Source organism: Mesorhizobium sp. WSM4806 (assembly GCF_055811635.1).
In genome coordinates, this window is record NZ_JBVVQZ010000020.1 from 63,716 (window position 1) to 83,957 (window position 20,242).

General features: G+C 63.2%; 21 protein-coding genes. 13 read left to right on the forward strand and 8 right to left on the reverse strand.

The features are described 5' to 3' along the window. The first annotated feature begins 484 nt into the window (after nucleotides 1–484). A complete protein-coding gene (locus AC0L2M_RS26785) occupies nucleotides 485–871 on the forward strand; it encodes a DUF2794 domain-containing protein (RefSeq protein ID WP_023803338.1) in 387 nt (128 codons plus the stop codon). On the opposite strand, the gene AC0L2M_RS26790 is transcribed toward AC0L2M_RS26785, so the two are convergent. The 4 genes from AC0L2M_RS26790 to AC0L2M_RS26805 all read right to left on the reverse strand — a co-directional run bounded on the left by AC0L2M_RS26790 (nucleotide 872) and on the right by AC0L2M_RS26805 (nucleotide 5,946). Continuing rightward, nucleotides 872–1,444 (reverse strand): GNAT family N-acetyltransferase, encoded by a 573-nt coding sequence (locus tag AC0L2M_RS26790; protein WP_473536336.1) that lies wholly within the window; start codon nucleotides 1,442–1,444, stop codon nucleotides 872–874. Nucleotides 1,445–1,561: 117 nt separating this feature from the next. After that, nucleotides 1,562–2,341 (reverse strand): Bax inhibitor-1/YccA family protein, encoded by a 780-nt coding sequence (locus tag AC0L2M_RS26795; protein ID WP_473536337.1) that lies wholly within the window; start codon nucleotides 2,339–2,341, stop codon nucleotides 1,562–1,564. A gap of 241 nt (nucleotides 2,342–2,582) precedes the next feature. Then, the gene (locus AC0L2M_RS26800) at nucleotides 2,583–5,081 is read right to left on the reverse strand and encodes an ABC transporter permease (protein ID WP_473536374.1); all 2,499 of its coding nucleotides are present in this window, start codon (nucleotides 5,079–5,081) and stop codon (nucleotides 2,583–2,585) included. Between the two features lie 169 nt (nucleotides 5,082–5,250). Further along, on the reverse strand, nucleotides 5,251–5,946 hold the full coding sequence (locus tag AC0L2M_RS26805; RefSeq protein WP_473536338.1) for an ABC transporter ATP-binding protein: 696 nt from the start codon (nucleotides 5,944–5,946) through the stop codon (nucleotides 5,251–5,253). Nucleotides 5,947–6,031: 85 nt separating this feature from the next. Between AC0L2M_RS26805 and AC0L2M_RS26810 the strand changes: the two genes are divergently transcribed. Together AC0L2M_RS26810 and thpR are read left to right on the forward strand one after the other, a co-directional pair. Then, nucleotides 6,032–6,676: an arylesterase gene (locus AC0L2M_RS26810; RefSeq protein WP_031256803.1), complete on the forward strand. Its 645-nt coding sequence runs from the start codon at nucleotides 6,032–6,034 to the stop codon at nucleotides 6,674–6,676. A 138-nt stretch (nucleotides 6,677–6,814) separates the two neighbouring features. Continuing rightward, entirely contained in the window at nucleotides 6,815–7,411 is a 597-nt protein-coding gene (thpR, locus tag AC0L2M_RS26815; RefSeq protein WP_023803332.1) for an RNA 2',3'-cyclic phosphodiesterase, read from the forward strand. Here the strand turns inward: thpR and AC0L2M_RS26820 are convergent. Continuing rightward, nucleotides 7,315–7,833: a low molecular weight protein-tyrosine-phosphatase gene (locus tag AC0L2M_RS26820; RefSeq protein WP_023803331.1), complete on the reverse strand. Its 519-nt coding sequence runs from the start codon at nucleotides 7,831–7,833 to the stop codon at nucleotides 7,315–7,317. The genes thpR and AC0L2M_RS26820 overlap by 97 nt on opposite strands. A gap of 52 nt (nucleotides 7,834–7,885) precedes the next feature. On the opposite strand from AC0L2M_RS26820, the gene AC0L2M_RS26825 reads away from it, so the two are divergent. From AC0L2M_RS26825 to AC0L2M_RS26845, 5 genes are all read left to right on the forward strand, one after another. After that, nucleotides 7,886–8,206, forward strand: a complete 321-nt coding sequence (locus tag AC0L2M_RS26825; RefSeq protein WP_023803330.1) for a 4a-hydroxytetrahydrobiopterin dehydratase — start codon at nucleotides 7,886–7,888, stop codon at nucleotides 8,204–8,206. Nucleotides 8,207–8,322: 116 nt separating this feature from the next. Next, complete coding sequence (locus AC0L2M_RS26830; RefSeq protein WP_023803329.1) at nucleotides 8,323–8,685, forward strand: YkvA family protein; 363 nt, start codon at nucleotides 8,323–8,325, stop codon at nucleotides 8,683–8,685. A gap of 234 nt (nucleotides 8,686–8,919) precedes the next feature. Beyond that, the gene (locus tag AC0L2M_RS26835; RefSeq protein ID WP_023803328.1) at nucleotides 8,920–9,423 is read left to right on the forward strand and encodes an invasion associated locus B family protein; all 504 of its coding nucleotides are present in this window, start codon (nucleotides 8,920–8,922) and stop codon (nucleotides 9,421–9,423) included. A 181-nt stretch (nucleotides 9,424–9,604) separates the two neighbouring features. Beyond that, entirely contained in the window at nucleotides 9,605–10,840 is a 1,236-nt protein-coding gene (gene rlmN / locus AC0L2M_RS26840; RefSeq protein WP_023803327.1) for a dual-specificity RNA methyltransferase RlmN, read from the forward strand. After that, complete coding sequence (locus AC0L2M_RS26845; protein ID WP_023803326.1) at nucleotides 10,837–11,316, forward strand: hypothetical protein; 480 nt, start codon at nucleotides 10,837–10,839, stop codon at nucleotides 11,314–11,316. Before rlmN ends, AC0L2M_RS26845 begins: the two co-directional genes overlap by 4 nt. On the opposite strand, the gene AC0L2M_RS26850 is transcribed toward AC0L2M_RS26845, so the two are convergent. Beyond that, on the reverse strand, nucleotides 11,288–11,929 hold the full coding sequence (locus AC0L2M_RS26850) for a LysE family translocator (protein WP_023803325.1): 642 nt from the start codon (nucleotides 11,927–11,929) through the stop codon (nucleotides 11,288–11,290). The two genes, AC0L2M_RS26845 and AC0L2M_RS26850, sit on opposite strands and share 29 nt — an antisense overlap. 171 nt (nucleotides 11,930–12,100) lie before the next feature. Here AC0L2M_RS26850 and AC0L2M_RS26855 point away from each other — a divergent pair, with 171 nt between their 5' ends. The 3 genes from AC0L2M_RS26855 to leuB all read left to right on the forward strand — a co-directional run bounded on the left by AC0L2M_RS26855 (nucleotide 12,101) and on the right by leuB (nucleotide 15,748). Then, complete coding sequence (locus AC0L2M_RS26855) at nucleotides 12,101–13,324, forward strand: argininosuccinate synthase (RefSeq protein WP_023803324.1); 1,224 nt, start codon at nucleotides 12,101–12,103, stop codon at nucleotides 13,322–13,324. Between the two features lie 718 nt (nucleotides 13,325–14,042). Then, a complete protein-coding gene (locus tag AC0L2M_RS26860; RefSeq protein ID WP_473536339.1) occupies nucleotides 14,043–14,420 on the forward strand; it encodes a RidA family protein in 378 nt (125 codons plus the stop codon). Between the two features lie 224 nt (nucleotides 14,421–14,644). Then, nucleotides 14,645–15,748, forward strand: coding sequence for a 3-isopropylmalate dehydrogenase (gene leuB / locus AC0L2M_RS26865; RefSeq protein ID WP_128170067.1), 1,104 nt, complete (start codon nucleotides 14,645–14,647; stop codon nucleotides 15,746–15,748). Between the two features lie 60 nt (nucleotides 15,749–15,808). Here the strand turns inward: leuB and AC0L2M_RS26870 are convergent, their stop codons facing one another. Further along, nucleotides 15,809–16,492: a DUF805 domain-containing protein gene (locus AC0L2M_RS26870; RefSeq protein WP_473536340.1), complete on the reverse strand. Its 684-nt coding sequence runs from the start codon at nucleotides 16,490–16,492 to the stop codon at nucleotides 15,809–15,811. 378 nt (nucleotides 16,493–16,870) lie between these two features. Next, a complete protein-coding gene (locus tag AC0L2M_RS26875; RefSeq protein WP_473536341.1) occupies nucleotides 16,871–18,727 on the reverse strand; it encodes a DEAD/DEAH box helicase in 1,857 nt (618 codons plus the stop codon). Between the two features lie 199 nt (nucleotides 18,728–18,926). Between AC0L2M_RS26875 and AC0L2M_RS26880 the strand changes: the two genes are divergently transcribed. Beyond that, entirely contained in the window at nucleotides 18,927–19,076 is a 150-nt protein-coding gene (locus tag AC0L2M_RS26880; RefSeq protein ID WP_198032945.1) for a hypothetical protein, read from the forward strand. Between the two features lie 106 nt (nucleotides 19,077–19,182). Then, nucleotides 19,183–20,217 (forward strand): aspartate-semialdehyde dehydrogenase, encoded by a 1,035-nt coding sequence (locus tag AC0L2M_RS26885; protein ID WP_091592145.1) that lies wholly within the window; start codon nucleotides 19,183–19,185, stop codon nucleotides 20,215–20,217. The last annotated feature ends 25 nt before the right edge of the window (nucleotides 20,218–20,242 follow it).

Sequence of the window (20,242 nt, forward strand, 5' to 3'; positions counted from 1 at the left end):
TTTCAAGCAAATTGCCAAGCTGCAACACCCCTCATCCGTCGCCTTCGGCGACACCTTCTCCCACAAGGGGAGAAGGGAAGGCCGCGCATTCACTCGGCCAATAAAATAAAAAACCGACGTCAGCTTGCTTCTGACGCCGGTCATTTAGGTTTTGGGATCGTCGCGCTCGATTTCTCCAGAGGAGAAACCGAGGTTGGTTCGATCCGACGCAGACCCGTGGGCGGGGGGCTTGGGGTTTACGAGCCAGTGCCGGACCGAACCGTCTCAGGCAACACCCGTAAATTCGTCGGAGATTGGGGCTTTAGCGCGGTTAAAAGAAGGCAGGATTGTGGCAAAGCATCACCAATTTCAACGGGCGTTTTTATAAACGTGACTGGACACCGCGGAAACGTTGCGCCGCCAGCTTTTGCCCAGCTGGGCTTGCAATTCCATGGCGAAAGCGCCAACTTTGATTGGTGTAAGATTCATTCGAAGGGATCGAGGCATGACTGATCACGGCAGTGGGACGGAGGATGGGGACGCATCCGCAATACTGATCCCGCTGCATGAGGCAAGACGTGAACGCCTCGACCAGCCGGTGCGGTTCGACCGGCGTGAATTGGACCAGATCCTGAGGCTTTACGGGCGCATGGTCGCCGCCAATGAATGGCGCGACTACGCCATCGACCATCTTGCCGACCGCGCCGTCTTTTCCGTCTTCCGTCGCACCAGCGAGGTGCCGCTGTTCCAGATCGTCAAGGATCCGAAGCTGGCGCGCCGGCAAGGGGCTTTCGCCGTCATCGCCGCCGGCGGCCGCATCCTTAAGCGCGGCCAGGAGCTTGGCCGCGTGCTTGGCGTGTTCGACCGCACGCTGAAACTTGTCGAAGCCTAACTACTTGTTGTGCTTCCGGAATCTCCGTTCCGGCAGTGAGTTGGGATCGGGCGGAACCTGAGACCCGCCATTGATCGGCAGTTGCATGAACACCGTGTCGAGCCAGCGTCCGAGCTTGTAGCCGGAGGCTTCCAGACGGCCCGAATGGCGAAAGCCGAGCTTTTCATGCAGCCGGACTGAGGCACTGTCCGGCCGACCGTCGCCGATCACCGCGATGATCTGGCGGAAGCCCGCCGCCTCGGCCGCCGCGATCAGCCCTTGCATCAGCTTCAGCCCGATGCCATGGCCCTTGGCCTCGGGCGCGACATAGACAGAATCTTCGACGATGAACCGGTACGCAGGCCGCGCCCGGAAGGCGCCGGCATAGGCATAACCGAGCACGATGCCGGCTTTTTCCGCCACCAGATAGGGAAAGCCGCCCGCTATCAAACTGTCGAAGCGCTCGCCCATCTCGGCACGATCAGGCGGCTCCAGTTCGTAGCTCGCCGTGCCGTGGATCACCGCATCAGCATAGATGTCGGTGATCCGGTCGAGATCGGCCGCTGTCGCGCCGCGTATCGTGATGCTGCTCATAATTTATGCAAGCCGTTCATCTGCCTTCTATAACAGCAAAGGCCGGCACAGAAGGAAAGGGCGGCCGTTGGGCCGCCCTTTCCAAATTCGCTGGTCCACAGACTCAAGGGGCCGTTGTTAACGGCGATCGCCCATGAACTGCAGCAGGAACATGAACAGGTTGATGAAGTCGAGATAGAGCCTCAGAGCGCCCATGATAGCCTTGCGGCCGGCGACATCAGTCTCGTCGCCCTCGAAATACATCTCCTTGATGTTCTGCGTGTCGTAGGCGGTCAGCCCTGCGAAGATCAGCACGCCGATCGCCGAAACGGCGAAGGAAAGCGCCGACGACTGCAGGAAGATGTTGATCACACTTGCGATGATCAGACCGATCAGGCCCATGATCAGGAACGAACCGAGCGCGGAAAGATCGCGCTTGGTCGTGTAGCCGTAGAGCGACAGCCCGCCAAAGGCGGCGGCGGTGGCGAAGAAGGTCTGCGAGATGCTGGCGGTGGTGTAGACCAGGAAGATCGACGACAGTGACAGGCCGACGAGGCCGGCATAGACCCAGAACGTCGTCTGCGCGGCCGAAACGCTCATCGACTGGACGCGAAACGACAGGAACAGCACCGCTGCCAGGGGGGCAAAGATCACCAGCCATTTCAGTGGCGAGCCGAAGATCGCGTAGCCGAAGGATGTCAGCATATCGCCGTTCGGCAGCGTAGCGACCGCCGAAGCCGGATCGGTGGTGGTGGCCAGCATGATCGTTCCGACCGCGGCGAGGCCGGTGATGAGGAGGCCAAGCCCCATCAGATTGTAGACCTTGATCATATAAGCGCGCAGGCCCTGGTCGATAGCAGCATCGACGCCGACGCCGGGCACGGCACGCGTCTGATAATTGCGAACGGGTTCAGCCATGGAAATCCTCATATTGCTTCTGCCCCGTCCGGTGTCCGGTCGATTTGGACCGAGGCGCCGCTGGCGGGGCTCCAGCATGCCTGCCGCGAAATATGATGGTTATTGGCGTCAAGAACAAGACCGTAACCGGGCGTAATGCTTCGTGAAGTAGCAAAAATCCGGATTTATCGGCCGTCCGAAGCCCAACATTAACAAGATTTAACCAAATCCCGGTCGCGTTGAGCTTGCCGACCCTTGCAGATCAGAGATTGCGCAGCACCGGCGCCGCCTTGTGGCCCAGCACCCGCCAGGTGCCGGCGAGGCCGATGCCGACCGTGACCAGCAAGGCAAAGACAATGGTTGCCACCGCCACATCGGGCATGAAATGTGACGGCAGCGTCATGACGCGCGCGACAACGAACCACGCCGCAATGCCGCCTGCCGCCAGCGCGAAGATCGCGGTGGCGAGGCCGATCAGCATGTATTCCAGCGAAAAGGCCGCGATCAGCGTCTTCCTGGTGGCGCCCAGCGTCTTCAGCACCACCGCATCGTGGATGCGGGCGCGGTTGCCGGCCGCCAACGCGCCGGCCAGCACCAGCACCGAGGCGATCAGCGCCACCCCGGCCGCGGCCCTGATCGCGGTGCCGAGTTGCGCCACCAGCCGGTTGACGATGTCGAGCGCGTCCTTGACCCTGACTGTCGTCACCGCGGGAAAGGCACGGGTGACAGCGTTGAGAAGACGGGCATCGTCGGCCGGCGACGCGCCCTTTTCGGTGAGCGTCGCCAGCCAGCTGTGCGGCGCGCCGGCAAATGTGCTGGGCGAAAACACCATGACGAAATTGATGCCCATCGTCTCCCACTCGACCTGGCGGAAATTGGCAATCTTCGCTGTCACGTTGCGGCCAAGCACGTTGACGGTGACGGTATCGCCGAGTTTCAGCCCGATCTCTTTGCCTTCCTCGGCCGAAAACGACACCAACGGCTCGCCGGCATAATTGTCGGGCCACCATGTCCCTTCGGTCAGCGTCGCATTCGCAGGAATTCTGGCCTCGTAGGTCAGCCCGCGATCGCCGCGCAGCACCCAGGCCCCTTCCGCCGGGACCTTGACCTTGTCGACGTCGACGCCGTTCAGCGCCATCACCCGGCCGCGCAGCATCGGCACCTTGACCAGCGTGCCTTGCGGCGCCTCCCTGCCGACCAGCGCCGAGAACGCATCGACATCGCTGCTCTGGATGTCGACGAAGAAGAAGTTCGGCGCCCGCTCCGGCAGGCTGCCGGAAATCTGCCGCCTGAGATTGCCGTCGATCAGCGCCAGCGTCACCAGAAGCGTCAGCCCCAGTCCCAGCGACAGCACCACCGACGGCGTCAAGGCGCCCGGCCGATGGATGTTGCCGATGGCGAGCCTGAGCACCGTCGAGCCAACGCGCGGGCTCCTTTTGGCGGCCCACTGCACCAGCGCGCCGACAAGGCGCAGCACCAAAAAAGCAAAAATGGTGGCGCCGACGAAGATCGAGGCGATGTAGCGGTCGCCGGAAAACAGAATGGCCAGCGCCGCCAACAGCAGCGCGATGCCGAGCGCCGCCGCCGTGTAGAGCGGGCGCGGAAAACCGCGGCCCTCAAAACCCATTTCACGAAACAGCGCCGTCGCCGGCACGTCGCGCGCCCGGCCGAGCGGCAGCAAGGCGAAAGCCAGCGTCACCAGCAGCCCGAACAGCGCCGCCATGCCGAGCGCGCCGGGATAGAATCCGCCTTCCGCCGGCACCGGAATGATCGACTGCAGCGCCGCGCTCGCCGCGAACGGCATCAGCGCGCCAAGCACGACGCCGAGCGTGATGCCAAGCACGGCGATCATCAGGATCTGCACCAGGTAGACGGCAAAGACGAAACCGCCCGAAGCTCCCAGGCTCTTGAAGGTGGCAATGACGCCGCGCTTGCCGTCGAGATAGGCGCGCACCGCATTGGCTACGCCGACGCCGCCGACCACCAGCGCCGTCAGCCCGACCAGCGTCAGGAACTGCGAAAACCGTTCGATATTGGCGGACAACGCCGGTGCTGCATTGCTGCGCGTGCGGATCGACCAGCCGGACTCGGGAAACTCCTCCGCCGCCTGATCCTGAATGGCTTTTATGCGCGTTTCGCCGGTGCCGCCGGGCAGGCGCACCTTGTAGGCGTTCTCGACCAGGCTGCCGGGCTGGATCAAACCGGAAGCGGCAAGCCCGTCCGTCGAGATCATCAGCCGCGGCGCAAAGCCGAAGCCGTCGGATACCGCGTCCGGCTCGTTGACGAGCCGGGCGCGCAGTTCGAAGGTGGCGCTGCCCAGCTTCAGCCGGTCGCCGATCCGAAGGTTCAGCCGCTCGAACAAAAGGTCGGGTGCGGCGGCGCCGAAAACACCGGATTGTTCGCCGAACAATTCCTGCTTCGACAGCGCCGGCTCGGTCTGCAGCGCGCCATAGAGCGGATAGGCGCCGTCGACCGCCTTGGCCTCGACCAGCGCCTGGTCGGAGCCGTCCTCGACCCGCGCCATCGAGCGCATGTTGGCGCTGTGCGAGACCGTGCCCAGCCCGTCAAGAAAGACCTGCTCGGCCTGCGTCGCGGCGCGCTGATTGAGCTGGAAACGAAGGTCGCCGCCGAGCAGCGACTGGCCTTCGTTAGCGACACCGGCGGTAATCGCCCGGGCCACCGAATTGACGCCGCCGATCGCCGCGACGCCAAGCGCAATGCAGGCAAGGAAGATCAGGAAGCCGGACAGCCCGCCGCGCATCTCGCGCAGCGAGAAGCGGAAGGCGAGTGAAAAGGTGCGCGCCCAAGGGACCCCCTCATCCGGCCGCTTCGCGGCCACCTTCTCCCCGAGGGGAGAAGAGGTCGCCACCGCCCCGCCGGGGAGAAGGTGGCCCGAAGGGCCGGATGAGGGGGTCTTATCAGCCATTGCGCTACGCCGTCACTTTAAGCAATGGCGCATCCTCGATTCGGCCCGACCGCATCGACACCTGCCGGGAGCAGCGTGCGGCGAGCGCCGGATCGTGGGTGACCAGCACCAGCGTCATGCCGCGCTCGGCCGCTTTGGCGAACAGGAGATCGGCGACCTGCCGTCCCGTCGCCTGGTCCAGATTGCCGGTCGGCTCGTCAGCGATCAGGATGCGCGGCGAAGGCGCCAGCGCCCGGGCGATCGCCACACGCTGCTGTTCGCCGCCGGACAATTCGCCGGGATAGTGAGTGACGCGGTCACTCAGGCCCACCGCCTCGAGCTCCCGCGCCGCCACCCCGAACGGATCGGCATGGCCGGCTAGTTCCAGCGGCACTGCGACATTTTCGTGCGCTGTCATGTTGGGAATGAGGTGGAAGGACTGGAAGACAATGCCAATGTTTCGCCCACGAAACGATGCGATCTGGTCTTCGCTCTTGCCGTTCAGCAATTCGCCGGCAATCCGTACCGTACCCGAATCGACCCTTTCCAAACCGGCCAAAACCATCAGCAGCGTCGACTTTCCCGAGCCCGACGGCCCGACGATGCCGGTCGCCTCGCCACTTGACACGTCAAGGCTGATCCCTTTCAGCACATGGACGGAAGACGCTCCTTCGCCGAGCGTCAGCGATACATTTTTCAGCGCGATGACGGCTTCTGTCAAAATAAAATCGTCCTATATGGGAAAGGGAGGGCAGAATTCCGCCTACCGCCAGTATAATGTTCTCGGTCATATGGGGCCCGGCCGCATGGCTTTCAAACACCGACTTGCCGCAGCCTTCTTCCTTTTCCTCGAAATTTGCGGCGCCGTTTCATCGGCGCGCGCCGAGCCGTTCACGATCGTCGGTTTCGGCGATAGCCTGATGGCAGGCTTTGGCCTCGGACCGGACGAAGGCTTCACCCGGAAACTTGAGGCAGCACTCCGCGCCAAGGGCCACGATGTGACCGTCGCCAATGCCGGCGTATCCGGCGATACGTCGAGTGGCGGCCTGTCGCGGCTCGACTGGTCGGTGCCGGACGGCACGCAGCTTGTCATTCTCGAACTCGGTGCCAACGACATGCTGCGCGGCGTTTCTCCCGATATCACCCAAAAAAATCTCGACGCCATGCTGGCGAAGCTGAAGCAGCGCAACATCGCCGTGCTGCTGGCCGGCATGCGCGCCGCCCCCAATCTCGGCGCCGACTACCAGAACGGCTTTGACGCGATCTTCCCGAAACTGGCGGAAAAACACGGCGTCCCGCTCTATCCATTCTTTCTCGACGGCGTCGCCGGCGAACCAGCTATGCAACTTGAGGACGGCCTGCACCCGAATGCCAAGGGCATCGACCGCATGGTCGAGCGCGTACTGCCGGATGTCGAGAAAGCCATTGCCGTGGTTAAGGGCAACTCTTGAAGGGACCGGATTTCGATGAAGCTCCGCATTCCCGCACGATTTGATTTTAGGCCAGGTGCAACCAACAAACCGCTTGCCCCGCTCGATTTTCGATGATTCGCTAGGGGCAGAGTTCGATTCGAGGACAGGAGGCTTGCCATGCCGCGTCTTTTCACCGCCCTCGAAATACCGCGTGATGCCGCCCTTTCGCTGTCCCTGCTCCGGGGCGGCCTGCCCGGGGCCCGTTGGATCGACGTCGAGAACTACCATATGACGCTGCGCTTCATTGGCGATGTCGAGGGCCATGTCGCCGACGAGATCGCCAACGCGCTCGACCGTGTCCACCGCCCATCCTTCGCGCTGACACTGTCCGGCGTCGGCGCCTTCGGCCAGAAAAAACCGCACGCGGTGTGGGCCGGCGTCTCCTTCTCGCCCGATCTTGCGGCGCTGCAAGCCGAGATCGAGCGCATCTGCCAGCGCCTCGGCATCCCCGCCGACCCGCGCAAATTCATGCCGCATGTGACGCTGGCCAGGTTGCGCAATTCGAGCCCGCTCGACGTCGCCCAGTATCTTTCGGCGCGCGGCAATTTTTCGACGCTGCCCTTCCGTGTCGGCCGCTTCGTCCTGATGTCGTCGCGCGATTCGGTCGGCGGCGGACCCTACATCGTCGAGGAGGCCTGGCCGCTGTCGGGCGCCGATGCCCGTGCATCGAGCCGCGTCGCCAGCGCCTCCGACGCTTCGCGGATCATGCGGTAGACCGAGGCAAACGCCTCCGGCCCCTGATGATAGGGGTCCGGCACGTCGCCCACCTTTCCCTCGGCGAACTCGAGGAACAGATGGACACGGTCGCGCATGGCGGCAGGCACCAGCGCTTTAAGATCCCGGAGATTCGATCGGTCCATGGCGAGAATGAGGTCGAAACGCGAAAAATCGTCCGGCGCCAGCTTGCGCGCCGTCTGTCCGGAAATATCGACGCCGTGCCGCTTGGCGATCGAGATCGAGCGCGGGTCGGGTGCCGAACCGGCTTCCCAGTCGCTGGTCCCGGCCGAATCGAGCAGGATATCCCGATCGAGGCCGCGCTCTGCCAGGACGGCGCGCAACACGCCCTCCGCCAGTGGCGAGCGGCAGATATTGCCGAGACAGACAAAGAGAATGGATTTTATCGGCTTGGGGCTCATCGATCCGGCACTATGCTGAAGACTGCAAATCCAGATAGCACGGGAAGCGACCATGGCGAGAGAGAAACTGGGCAGGGAGGCGGTCGCCGAGGCGCTGGCCGGGCTCGACGGCTGGTCGCTGGCCGAGGATGGCGGCTCGATCACGCGCAGCTTCACCTTCAGCGATTTTTCCGAAGCCTTCGCCTTCATGACCCGCGTCGCCTTGGCGGCGGAGACGATCGACCATCACCCCGACTGGTCGAACGTCTACAACACCGTGAACGTGACGCTGAACACCCATGATGCCGGCGGCCTGACCGCGCTCGACTTAGAACTGGCCAGGACGATGAGCCGCTATTTCGGTCAGGTCGTTGGAGATCTGTCGACGCCGTAGCCTGATTTTTCAGGCCGCGGAACGGCCGGGCTCTTGTAGTGGACTGGGGCTTTCACCACATTTTCCGCTGGCAGGCGCGCGTGGAACGCCATGCGCAGCCTCGTTAGGAGAGACTGATGGCGCAAAAATCAGGTTTTGATTTCTTCGGCTTTGGCGGCAAGCCGGGCGACGAGAGCGAAGTGCGCGAGAAATTCTGGCGCACGGCCAAGCGGGCTGCCCGGCAGATCCCGTTCATGGAGGAACTGGTCGCCGCCTACTACTGCGCCATGGACAAGAACACGCCGCTGCGCGCCAAGGGCATCCTGGTGGCGGCGCTGGGCTATTTCGTGCTGCCGGCTGACGTCATCCCCGACTTCGTCCTCGGACTGGGCTTTACCGACGACATCGCCGTGCTGACCGCCGCGATCACCACCGTCAAAGCCCACATCACATCAGCGCATCGGCTCGCCGCCAAACAGGCGATTGCCGACAACGGCTGAGCCGGCGATAAGGCAGAAAAGTCAAACTCTTGCCGCTTTCGTGGCATCCAAGTCGCGAAAGGGACGTTGCAACTGCCGCTTTCGAGCGACGGGCGCAAGGATGGCGGCGGTTTCCTGGGGTGGATGTCCTTTTCCTGAGGGAACTTCACCGTTTGGTAACCCAGATTAAATCAAAATGAAGCGACGGGCAGGACGCCGAGCCGGCCTGCCTCCGCACCATATATGGGAAAAGCGATGCGCGGATTGATTGCTACAATTTCGAGCCTGGCACTGGTGGCCATGACAGCGCCGGCTCTGGCGCAGTCGGCAACCAAAATCGGCCAGCACAATGCCTGGGGCACCTACAGCTACCAGGCGTCGGGCGGCAAGGTTTGCTATGTGTTGACCGTGCCGACCGACAAGCAGCCGCCGACGCTTGACCATGGCGACATGTTCTTCTTCGTCAGCCAGCGGCCGGGACAGCAAGTGTCTTACGAGCCGCAATTCATCGCCGGCTACAATTTCCAGGAAAACTCCAAGGCCACCGTCACCATCGACGGCAAGAGCTTTTCGATGTTCACCCGCGGCAAGTCGGCCTGGGTCGAAAACGCCGCCGAGGAGCCGGTGCTGATCGCCGCGATGAAAACCGGCAGCGACATGAAGGTGCAGGCGAAGTCCGGCCGCGGCAACACCACCACCTATGTCTTTTCGCTGAAAGGCATTTCGGCGGCGCTGTCGTCCATCGCCAAGTGCAAATAGCCAAAGCCGGGTTTGAGTGAGCGGCCGGGTCCGGGCCTGGCACGGCTCTCCCTTCCCCCCCTTGTGGGAAGAAGGTAAAGATCGCCCCTGCATGACTCCGCCGTCAAGCTGTGCTATGCGCCGCGCTTCATTTCGGGCACGATGCTGTAATCGGCCGTGAATCGCTTATATTGGCGCAACAATGACCCTCTCATTCGACCTTACCACTGAAGGCGCCCGTGACGCGTTGCGCCCCCGCGCCGCGCCGGCGGAAAAACCGTCGCTGATCGGCCTGACCCGCGCCGAGCTTGGCGCTGCGCTCGTTGCATCAGGCATCGTGCCGGAGCGCCAGGCCAGGATGCGCGCCCAGCAGCTCTGGCACTGGATGTATGTGCGCGGCGTCTCCGACTTTGCCGGTATGTTCAACATCTCCAAGGATCTGCGCGCCGAGCTCGACAAGCATTTTACCGTCGCCAGGCCCGAGATCGTCGAGGAGCAGATTTCCTCCGACGGCACGCGCAAATGGCTGTTTCGCTTTCCGCCGCGCGGCGCCGGCCGGCCGGTCGAGATCGAGACCGTCTACATTCCCGAAGAAGGCCGCGGCACGCTCTGCATCTCCTCACAGGTCGGTTGCACGCTGACCTGCTCCTTTTGCCACACCGGCACGCAGAAGCTGGTGCGCAACCTGACCGCGGAGGAAATCCTCGCCCAGCTTCTGACCGCCCGCGACCGGCTCGGCGATTTCCCCGACCGCGACACGCCCGATGGCGCGGTCGTTCCGGCCGAGGGCCGGAAAGTGTCCAACATCGTCATGATGGGCATGGGCGAGCCGCTCTACAATTTCGAGGCGGTGAAGAAGGCGCTGCTGATCGCGTCCGACGGCGACGGGCTTTCCCTGTCGAAGAGACGCATCACGCTGTCGACTTCCGGCGTCGTGCCGGAGATCTTCCGCACCGGCGACGAGATCGGTGTCATGCTGGCGATCTCGCTGCACGCCACCAATGACGATCTGCGCGACCTTTTGGTGCCGATCAACAAAAAATATCCCTTGAAAGAGCTGATCGCCGCCTGCCGCGCCTATCCCGGCCTGTCGAACGCCCGCCGCATCACCTTCGAATATGTGATGCTGAAGGACGTCAACGATTCGATCGAGGACGCCAAGGGACTGATCAAGCTGCTCAAAGGCATTCCGGCCAAGATCAATCTGATCCCGTTCAATCCGTGGCCGGGCACCAACTACCAGTGCTCGGACTGGGAGACCATCGAGAAATTCGCCGACTACATCAACAATGCCGGCTATGCCTCGCCGATCCGCACGCCGCGCGGCCGCGATATCCTCGCCGCCTGCGGCCAGCTCAAGTCGGAATCCGAGCGCATGCGCAAGGTCGATCGGCTCGCGCTGGAAGCAATGATGATCGCGGGGCACGGCGAGGCGTGACCCGCCTTGTCGCCTACTTCATCCGCTTCGCCATCATCCTGATCGGTTATGGCGTTGCCGCGCTAGCGGCCAGCGCTTTCCTCAACGTCATGTTCCTGGCGTCGCTGGGCTATACGCCGGAGCATGTGCAGCCGGCGGCGACGGCCTCGCTGTATTTTTCAATCCCCTTCGTTGCGCTGTTCGTCGCCTATTTCGCCTTTATGCCGGCAGCGGTGGCGATTCTCGTCTCGGAAATCCTCGGACGGCGCGACTGGCTGTTCTATGCGCTGGCGGGCGCGGTGGTCGCGGCGGTCTTCCTCGGCTTCGCCCACCAGACCGCCGACGCCAACTTCGAGATCACCGACCCGCGCGTCGTCGCTGCCGTGATCGGCAGCGGCATGGTCGGCGGCATTTTCTACTGGCTGAGCGCCGGGCGCTCGGCCGGAAGCTGGCGCCAAGCCGGAAGGTCTACTTCGCCTGGGCGGTCAGGATCTTGAGCGCGAAGGCCGAAAACACCCCGGCGAACAGATAGTCGACGGCGCGCGTCACCCGCGGGCTTGCTTTCATCGCGGCCGAGAATTTTTCTGCCGCAAAGACCATCGGCGCTGTTACCGGGATCGACAAAACGACGAACATCGCGCCGAGGAAGAACAGTTTTTCGGGCGCGTTGGGATCATGGGCCGAGACGAACTGCGGCAGGAAGGTCATGAAGAACAGGATGATCTTCGGGTTGAGCAGATTGACGCCGAGCCCTGCCGCCCAGGCGCGAAACAGCGAAATCTCCGGCCCGCTCTTCTTCTCGGGCGAAAACGCCGATCCCTTGGTGATCGCTTGCCACGCCAGGAAGACGAGATAGGCAGCGCCGAAGATCTTCAGGGCCAGGAAAGACATCGGCGAGGCGACGATCAACGCCGAGATTCCTACCACCACCAGCGTGGTGTGGATCAGCGTGCCGAACAGCGCGCCGGCCATCGAGGCAAAGCCGGTGGCGCGGCCATGGCTCAGCGTGCGCGACACGAACAGCGTCATGTCGGGGCCCGGCGTGATCGCCAGGATCACGGTGGCGATGGCGAACTGGATCAGCGTGGTGGTGTCGGGAATGAAGGACATCTGCGGGCCCCTGGATAAAGAAAGCGCAGCCTATACCGCAAGCGTCTTCTCCGCACCAGCGACTGGCCTGATCCAGTATGCCAGCAGCGACCGAGGGACCGTTCGTCTCTTGCGCAGCCCGGAAAGGCCGTGATACCTCGCCCGCAAAGAACCCTGTCGCGGAACAGCCAAATGTCGAAAGCAAAAGCCGTCAAGAAGGTCGTGCTCGCCTATTCCGGCGGCCTTGACACCTCCATCATCCTGAAATGGCTGCAGACCGAGCTTGGCGCCGAGGTGGTCACCTTCACCGCCGATCTCGGCCAGGGCGGCGAACTGGAGCCGGCGCAGCGCAAGGCCGAGATGATGGGCATCAAGGACATTCGCATCGTCGACGTGCGCGAGGAGTTCGTCTCCGACTTCGTCTTCCCGATGTTCCGCGCCAACGCCGTCTATGAAGGCACCTATTTGCTCGGCACCTCGATCGCCCGGCCGCTGATCTCCAAGCACCTGGTCGAGATCGCAAAAGAAACCGGCGCCGATGCGATTGCGCATGGCGCAACCGGCAAGGGCAACGATCAGGTCCGTTTCGAGCTTTCGGCCTATGCGCTCAATCCCGACATCAAGGTCATCGCGCCATGGCGCGACTGGTCGTTCAAGTCGCGCACCGACCTGATCAACTTCGCCGAGCAGCACCAGATCCCGGTGCCGAAGGACAAGAAGGGCGACGCGCCGTTTTCCGTCGACGCCAATCTTCTGCATTCGTCCTCCGAAGGCAAAGTGCTGGAGGACCCGTGGAGCGAGCCGCCGGAATTCGTCCACCAGCGCACCATCTCGCCGATGGACGCGCCGGACAAGGTCACCGAGATCGAAATCGAATTCCTGAAGGGCGATCCGATCGCGCTCGACGGCAAGAAACTATCGCCGGCGACGATGCTGGCGGCGCTCAACGATCTCGGCCGCGACAACGGCATCGGCCGGCTCGACCTTGTCGAGAACCGTTTCGTCGGCATGAAATCACGCGGCGTCTACGAGACCCCCGGCGGCACCATCCTGATATCAGCCCACCGGGCGATCGAATCGATCACGCTCGACCGCGGCGCCGCCCACCTCAAGGACGAGTTCATGCCGCGCTACGCCGAGCTGATCTACAACGGCTTCTGGTTCGCGCCCGAGCGGCTGATGCTGCAGGCGATGATCGACAAGAGCCAGGAAGACGTCGAAGGCACGGTGCGGCTGAAACTCTACAAGGGCAACGTCATCGTCACCGGCCGCAAGTCGAACAAGACGCTCTATTCCGACGCGCTGGTCACCTTCGAGGACGACCGCGGCGCCTACGACCAGAAGGACGCCGAAGGCTTCATCCGCCTCAACGCGCTGAGGTTGCGGACGCTGGCGGCGCGGGGCCGAAAAAGCTAGCCAGTTTCTCTGCACGGAGGGCTTTGGCTCTTAGACCGAGCCCGAAAGAGACGATGGACGGTCGTTGGCGGCCGCCTGCCCCAGCTGCCAATCACCAGCGTCTGCGACAAGCCGTGAGCTACTACGCCCTCGTCATCCCAGGGCGAAGCAAGGAGCGAAGCGACGCAGCGCAGACCCTGGGATCCATTCCGTGACATCAGCCCAAGAATGCAGCGGCTCAGAACGGCGCTTGCGTCCACCGCTGCGCCAATGGAAGATCGAACTGATCGAGAAGACCAATCCAGAAGGGTCGAGCGCGGAACGGGGTGGTAGCGTTCGGTTCTGGTCCGCAGGAGCACTGCCGCGAGGTGACGGCATGGATCCAAGGGTCTGCGCCGCGTCGCTTCGCTCCTTGCTTCGCCCTAGGATGACGAAGTGGAGGATTTTTCGGCCAATCTCGAATGTCCTTGCGCCCTGCCATGAAATCGCCGCTGAAACAATCGACGTTCGCTGCCGCTCGGCTTTCGGGACGGAGACCACTGCGTTGGCCGATGCCTGTTCCGCTGCCTTTCTGGTGGGGCCTTGAGGAGTTCGAGCCGCTCGCTCGACCTCGCTGCGATCGAACGCAGGGCCGACATGCCTGCCTATAACGGTTTGCGCTGTCGATCCACCCCGCCTGGCCCATAGCCGGAAGGCACGTCTTCAGCTCAATATCGCCTGAAGAATATGCGAGGGAACCATGCGAAAACTGATCTCCACCGGCTCGCCCTTCGAGAAGGCCGCCGGTTATTCGCGTGCCGTGGTACAGGACGACTGGTGTTTCGTTTCCGGAACAACGGGCTACGACTATGCGACCATGTCGATGCCGGAGACGGTCGAGGCGCAGACGTGCAATTGCCTGGCGACGATTGCCAAGGCGTTGCAGGACGGCGGTTTTGAGATGGCCGATGTGGTGCGGGCGCATTACTACATCTCCGACGCGGCCTTCGTCGACATCGTCTTTCCGATCCTCGGCGAGGCTTTTGGCGACATCAGGCCGGCGGCGACGATGATCGTCTGTCAGCTCAACAAGCCGGAAATGAAGATCGAGATCGAAGTGACGGCACTCAAGCGCTGAGTTCGACGGCGGTGCAGGAGCTTGCGCGACCTTGTCGAGGCGCGTTCATCGACAAGGATGCAAAGGCTTGCACATAGCCCACTGGGCGTTTAGCAAGGCCGCGGCTCACGACAGCGCCGCGCGTCCTTTGGCCGCGAAAAGGGACGCTGTAGAATTTTGTTTCTGCGCATGATGCTTTGCGAAATCGATTCCGATTTCATGCGCCACAATTAGGACGGTTCCGGATGGCTTCGAAAAATCTTCTCCTGCTCGCCGGCGATGGCATCGGCCCCGAGGCGATGGCCGAAGTGAAGAAGCTGATCGCCGCCATGAACGACAAGCTCGACAGCGGTTTTGTCACCGATGAGGGGCTGGTCGGCGGCTGCGCCTATGACGCGCATGGCGCGGCGATTTCCGATGCCGACATGGCCAAGGCGATGGCCGCCGACGCGGTGCTGTTCGGCGCCGTCGGCGGGCCGAAATGGGATGCGGTGCCGTATGAGGTGCGCCCGGAAGCCGGACTGCTGCGGCTGCGCAAGGACATGGAGCTGTTCGCCAATCTCAGGCCGGCCATCTGCTATCCGGCGCTGGCGGCATCCTCCTCGCTCAAGCAGGAGGTGGTCGAGGGGCTCGACATTCTGATCGTGCGCGAGCTCACTGGCGGCGTCTATTTCGGCGAGCCCAAGCAGATCATCGACCTCGGCAACGGCCAGAAGCGCGGCATCGACACCCAGGTCTACGACACCTTCGAGATCGAGCGCATCTCGGGCGTCGCCTTCGAGCTGGCACGCACGCGCAAGAACCACGTCACCTCGATGGAAAAGCGCAATGTGATGAAGTCGGGCGTGCTGTGGAACGAGGTCGTCACGCAGACGCACAAGGCCAGATATGGCGACGTCAAGCTCGACCACATGCTGGCCGATGCCGGCGGCATGCAGCTGGTGCGCTGGCCGAAACAATTCGACGTCATCGTCACCGACAATCTGTTCGGCGACATGCTGTCCGACATCGCCGCCATGCTGACCGGCTCGATCGGCATGCTGCCTTCGGCGTCGCTCGGCGCGCCGGATGCCAAGACGAAAAAGCGCAAGGCGCTCTACGAACCGGTGCACGGTTCGGCGCCCGACATCGCGGGCAAGGGCATCGCCAACCCGATCGCCATGATCGCCTCCTTCGCCATGTCCATGCGCTATTCCTTCGGCATGGTGGCTGAGGCCGATCGCCTGGAAAGCGCCATCGCCGCCGTGCTCGACCAGGGCTTGCGCACTAGGGATATTCTTTCCCCTGGCATGACCGAGGTCGGCACCGCTGAGATGGGCGACGCGATCATCGCCAGATTCCTGGGCTAAGCCTGCTGGCGATCGACGTCCGCCCGGCTTCCAGTCCCTCAAAATCGCTGTGTCGACCAGCTAGGCCCTGACCCCCGCCGGCACCGGGCCCCACTGATTTTCACGGGTCTGCGTCGGGATCAGCGCGAAGACCAGGATGATCAGCCAGCCGATGGTCGGGATGAGCACCGCCAGAAAAAGCCAGCCGGTCAGGCCGATGTCGTGCAGGCGACGCACGTTCAGTCCGATCCAAGGCGGGATTGTCGCCAGCACAAACGCGCCGCAAAGACCGACCGTCGCTGCCGGCAATTCGTCAAGATCGCCCATCGCGTCGTCGATGAAGAGGCCGACGCCGACGACCACGATCAGCGCGATCGCCCAGAACAGGCAATAGCCCCAATATTCCTTGCGGCGGGCACGGCCGGCGAAATTGAAGTAATTTTCAGTCAGGCCCCGCCGGAAGTAGCTCCAAAGGTCGGTGGCGGGAGCATTTTCAGCGAAACGGCCGAAATGTTGCGGCGCCACGGGCGCATTGCCGGCCTGAGACGGGGCCACGGTTGCGTCCGTCGGACTGGCAGCCTGGACACGGATCGAAAAAACCTCGCGTGCCCGTCCGCCAGCCGGCTGGAACTCGATGGCCGTGCCCCTGCGTATCGTCGCCTCTCGGCGCAGATCCTCGCGCGCGAACGTGTAGCGGTTGCCGTCGGCCCCGGAGATGAAACCAAAACCCTGATCCTCGTCATAGTGAAGCACTTCGCCGCGCATGTCCTGCCCCTCGTCCCGCTGGCCAGACTGTTCAAAGTTGCGGCAGACCGCAAGGGGTGCGTGCGCGGGAGCATCGCTCCAGACAAAAGATAGCGCGCGACTCGTGTTGGAGACGACCAATCGTCGAAGTCTGCGCCGCCCCTCATCGCCCTGCCGGGCACTCCCCGTATAGTGACGGGGAGAAGGACGCTGTCATCGCCGGTTTCGCCAATCGCGGGCGTCGCGGAAAGAACGCCGAGGCTGCGGCCAGCGGGCTTCTCCCCGTTTACGGGAAGAAGGTGCCGGTAGGCGGATGAGGGGCGGCGCAGACCTGAATCGATTGCCTTGGCGAGGACCAGCCCTTGCAGGCCATGACAAGCCAACGATGCCAGCAAATCGCTAAGCCGGCCGCTTCTTCGCTTTCTTGCTCTTGGCGGGTCCGGCCTTGTCGAATTTCGGCTTGCTTGTCTTCCCGGCCCAGGGTTTTGCCTCGAATGCGGCGGGGCGCTGATCGGCTGACGGTGCGCGCTTCTCGAATTTGGGCGCGTTCTGGTCGAACGTCCGCTTGCCGCGGTGCGGCTTCTTGTCCGGCCGTGGCTCCTGGTAGCCGGCCCGCGACAGGTCGGGCGTGCCGTCCAGCCGCTTCACCGCGATGTTGTTCTGCAGCTTGCGGTCCGGGCCGATCGCCTGGAGGAACCGATCGGCCCAATCCGCCGCGATCTGCACGAAAGTTTCCTCCGGCTGCATCTTGATGGCGCCGATCTCGCGCTTGGAGATGCCGCCGGTCCGGCACAGCATCGGGATCAGCCAGCGCGGCTCGGCATTCTGCCTGCGTCCCGCCGACAGCGAGAACCAGACGCTGTCGCCAAAATCGTCGCGGCGGCTTGGCGCCTCGTCGCGACGGGTAGATCTGTCGCCAGAGGGCCTGTCGCCCGACGGCGTGAACGGAGCGACGTCTAGGAGATCCTCGGGCGCCGAACGGCTGGAACGGCACAGACGCACGAAGGCGGCGGCCACCTGATCGGGGCCATGCTGCTCAAGAAGCGCATTGATGAAGCCGCGTTCATCATCCGTCACAGGCTCGCTGAAAACCGGGTCGGCGAGGATGCGCTCGTCGTCGCGGCGCAGGACGTCGTCGGCCGAAGGCGGGCTTGCCCAGGTCGCCGCAAGGCCAGCGCTTTGCAGCAGCCGTTCAGTGCGCCTGCGAGCATTGTTGGGCACGATCAGCGCGCTGACACCCTTGCGTCCCGCCCGTCCCGTCCGCCCGCTTCGGTGCAGAAGCGTCTCCGGATTGGTCGGCAGGTCGGCGTGGATCACCAGTTCGAGGTTGGGCAGGTCGATGCCGCGCGCCGCCACGTCGGTGGCGATGCAGACTTTTGCGCGGCCGTCGCGCATCGCCTGCAGCGCGTGGCTGCGCTCGTTCTGGCTCAGCTCGCCCGAAAGCGCGACGACGGAAAAGTTGCGGTTGTTGAAGCGCGCGGTCAGGTGATTGACGGCGGCGCGCGTGTTGCAGAACACAAGAGCGTTCTTCGCCTCGTAATAGCGCAGCACGTTGATGATGGCATTTTCCCGGTCGGCCTGGGCTACGCTCAGCGCCCGGTATTCGATGTCGAGATGCTGCTTCTCCTCGCCGGCGGCCGAGATGCGCACCGCATCGCGCTGGTAGCCCTTGGCCAGCGTCGCGATGGAGCGCGGCACGGTGGCCGAAAACATCAAGGTGCGGCGCTCGGCCGGAGCGGCGTCGAGGATGAATTCCAGATCCTCGCGAAAGCCGAGATCGAGCATCTCGTCGGCCTCGTCGAGCACAACTGCCTTCAGCTCGGACATGTCGAGCGAATTGCGGGTAATGTGGTCGCGCAGCCGGCCGGGCGTGCCGACGACGATATGGGCGCCGCGCCCCAACGTGCGGCGCTCGGTCCGCATGTCCATGCCGCCGACGCAGGAGGCTATCGCTGCGCCGGTCAGTTCGTAGAGCCATTCGAGCTCGCGCGTCACCTGCAAAGCGAGCTCCCGCGTCGGTGCCACGGCCAGCGCCAGCGGTGCTGCGGCTTGGGAAAAGCGCTCGGCGCCGTCGAGAAGGGTCGGCGCCAGAGCCAGCCCGAAGGCGACGGTCTTGCCGGAGCCGGTCTGGGCGGAAACCAGCGCATCGGCCTGTCCGAGCTCGAGTACCGCCTTCTGCACCGGCGTCAGCTCGACATAGCCGCGTTTTTCCAGCGCCTTTGCCAGCGCGGGGACAAGTGCTTCGAAATTGGACATTTCACTCTTTCGGAATTCGGATTCTTTTATGCCCGGCAATGGGTCATCCGTCGGCGAGCGCCAGGAGCGCCACGAGCCAAACGATCCAATCGTTCGTACTTCGCGCCGCCGCCATTGTACAGGGCAAGCCGTCTGGCTGCGTCGCGATTGACTCTTTACGCAAACCGCGTAAAAGCCGGCACCGAATGGGGTAGTTTCGATGCGCGGCCTTTTGATGGCGCTTCTTGCCTTCGACGTCCCGGGCCGCAATGTGAACCATTGGGCCGGGCGTTTCGGCGCGTCTGCTCGTTCCAGCAAAACCACGTTCTTGGCCAAAAAAACCGGTAAAACGACCCCTAAAACGGTCTGATTCCCTTGGCCTAACCACCCTCTCCCGGGTCCGGCCCGGGGGTTGAAACCCGCATCGGCCGGCGGGTTTTCTCCAAAAAACCGAGCGGAGAGGACAGGAGATTTCGATGAGTTTCAAGGTTGCAATCGTCGGCGCCACGGGCAATGTGGGTCGGGAAATGCTCAACATACTGGAAGAGCGCGGCTTTCCGGTGAGCGAGGTGGTGGCGCTGGCCTCGCGGCGCAGCCAGGGCACGGAAGTGTCGTTCGGCGATCGCACGCTGAAGGTCAGGGCGCTCGACCAATATGATTTTTCCGATACCGACATCTGCATCATGTCGGCCGGCGGCAACGTTTCGAAGGAATGGTCGCCGAAGATCGGCAAGCAGGGCTGCGTCGTCATCGATAATTCGTCGGCCTTCCGCTATGACCAGGACGTGCCGCTGATCGTGCCGGAAGTGAACCCGGACGCGATTTCGCTGTTCACGCGCAAGAACATCATCGCCAACCCGAACTGCTCGACGGCGCAACTGGTCGTGGCGCTGAAGCCGCTGCATGACCTCGCCACCATCAAGCGTGTCGTCGTCGCCACCTATCAATCGGTGTCCGGCGCCGGCAAGGAAGGCATGGACGAACTGTTCACGCAGACCCGCGCGGTGTTCGTCGCCGACCAGGTCGACGTCAAGAAGTTCACCAAGCGCATCGCCTTCAACGTCATCCCGCACATCGACGTCTTCCTCGACGACGGCTTCACCAAGGAAGAGTGGAAGATGGTCGCCGAGACCAAGAAAATGCTCGACCCCAAGATCAAGCTGACGGCGACCTGCGTGCGCGTGCCGGTGTTCATCGGCCATTCCGAAGCGGTCAACATCGAGTTCGAAAAGCCGATCACCGCCGAGGAAGCTCGTGAGATCCTGCGCGAAGCGCCGGGCTGCCAGGTTCTCGACAAGCGCGAGGACGGCGGCTACATCACGCCGCTGGACTCGGCCGGCGAGGACGCGACCTTCATCTCGCGCATCCGCGAGGATTCGACCGTCGACAACGGCCTGTCGATGTGGATCGTCTCCGACAATCTGCGCAAGGGCGCCGCACTCAACGCGGTGCAGATCGCCGAATTGCTGATCGAGCGTGGGCTGATCCAACCGAAGAAGAAGGCGGCGTAGTTTTCGCTCACGGGCCGTATCGCCG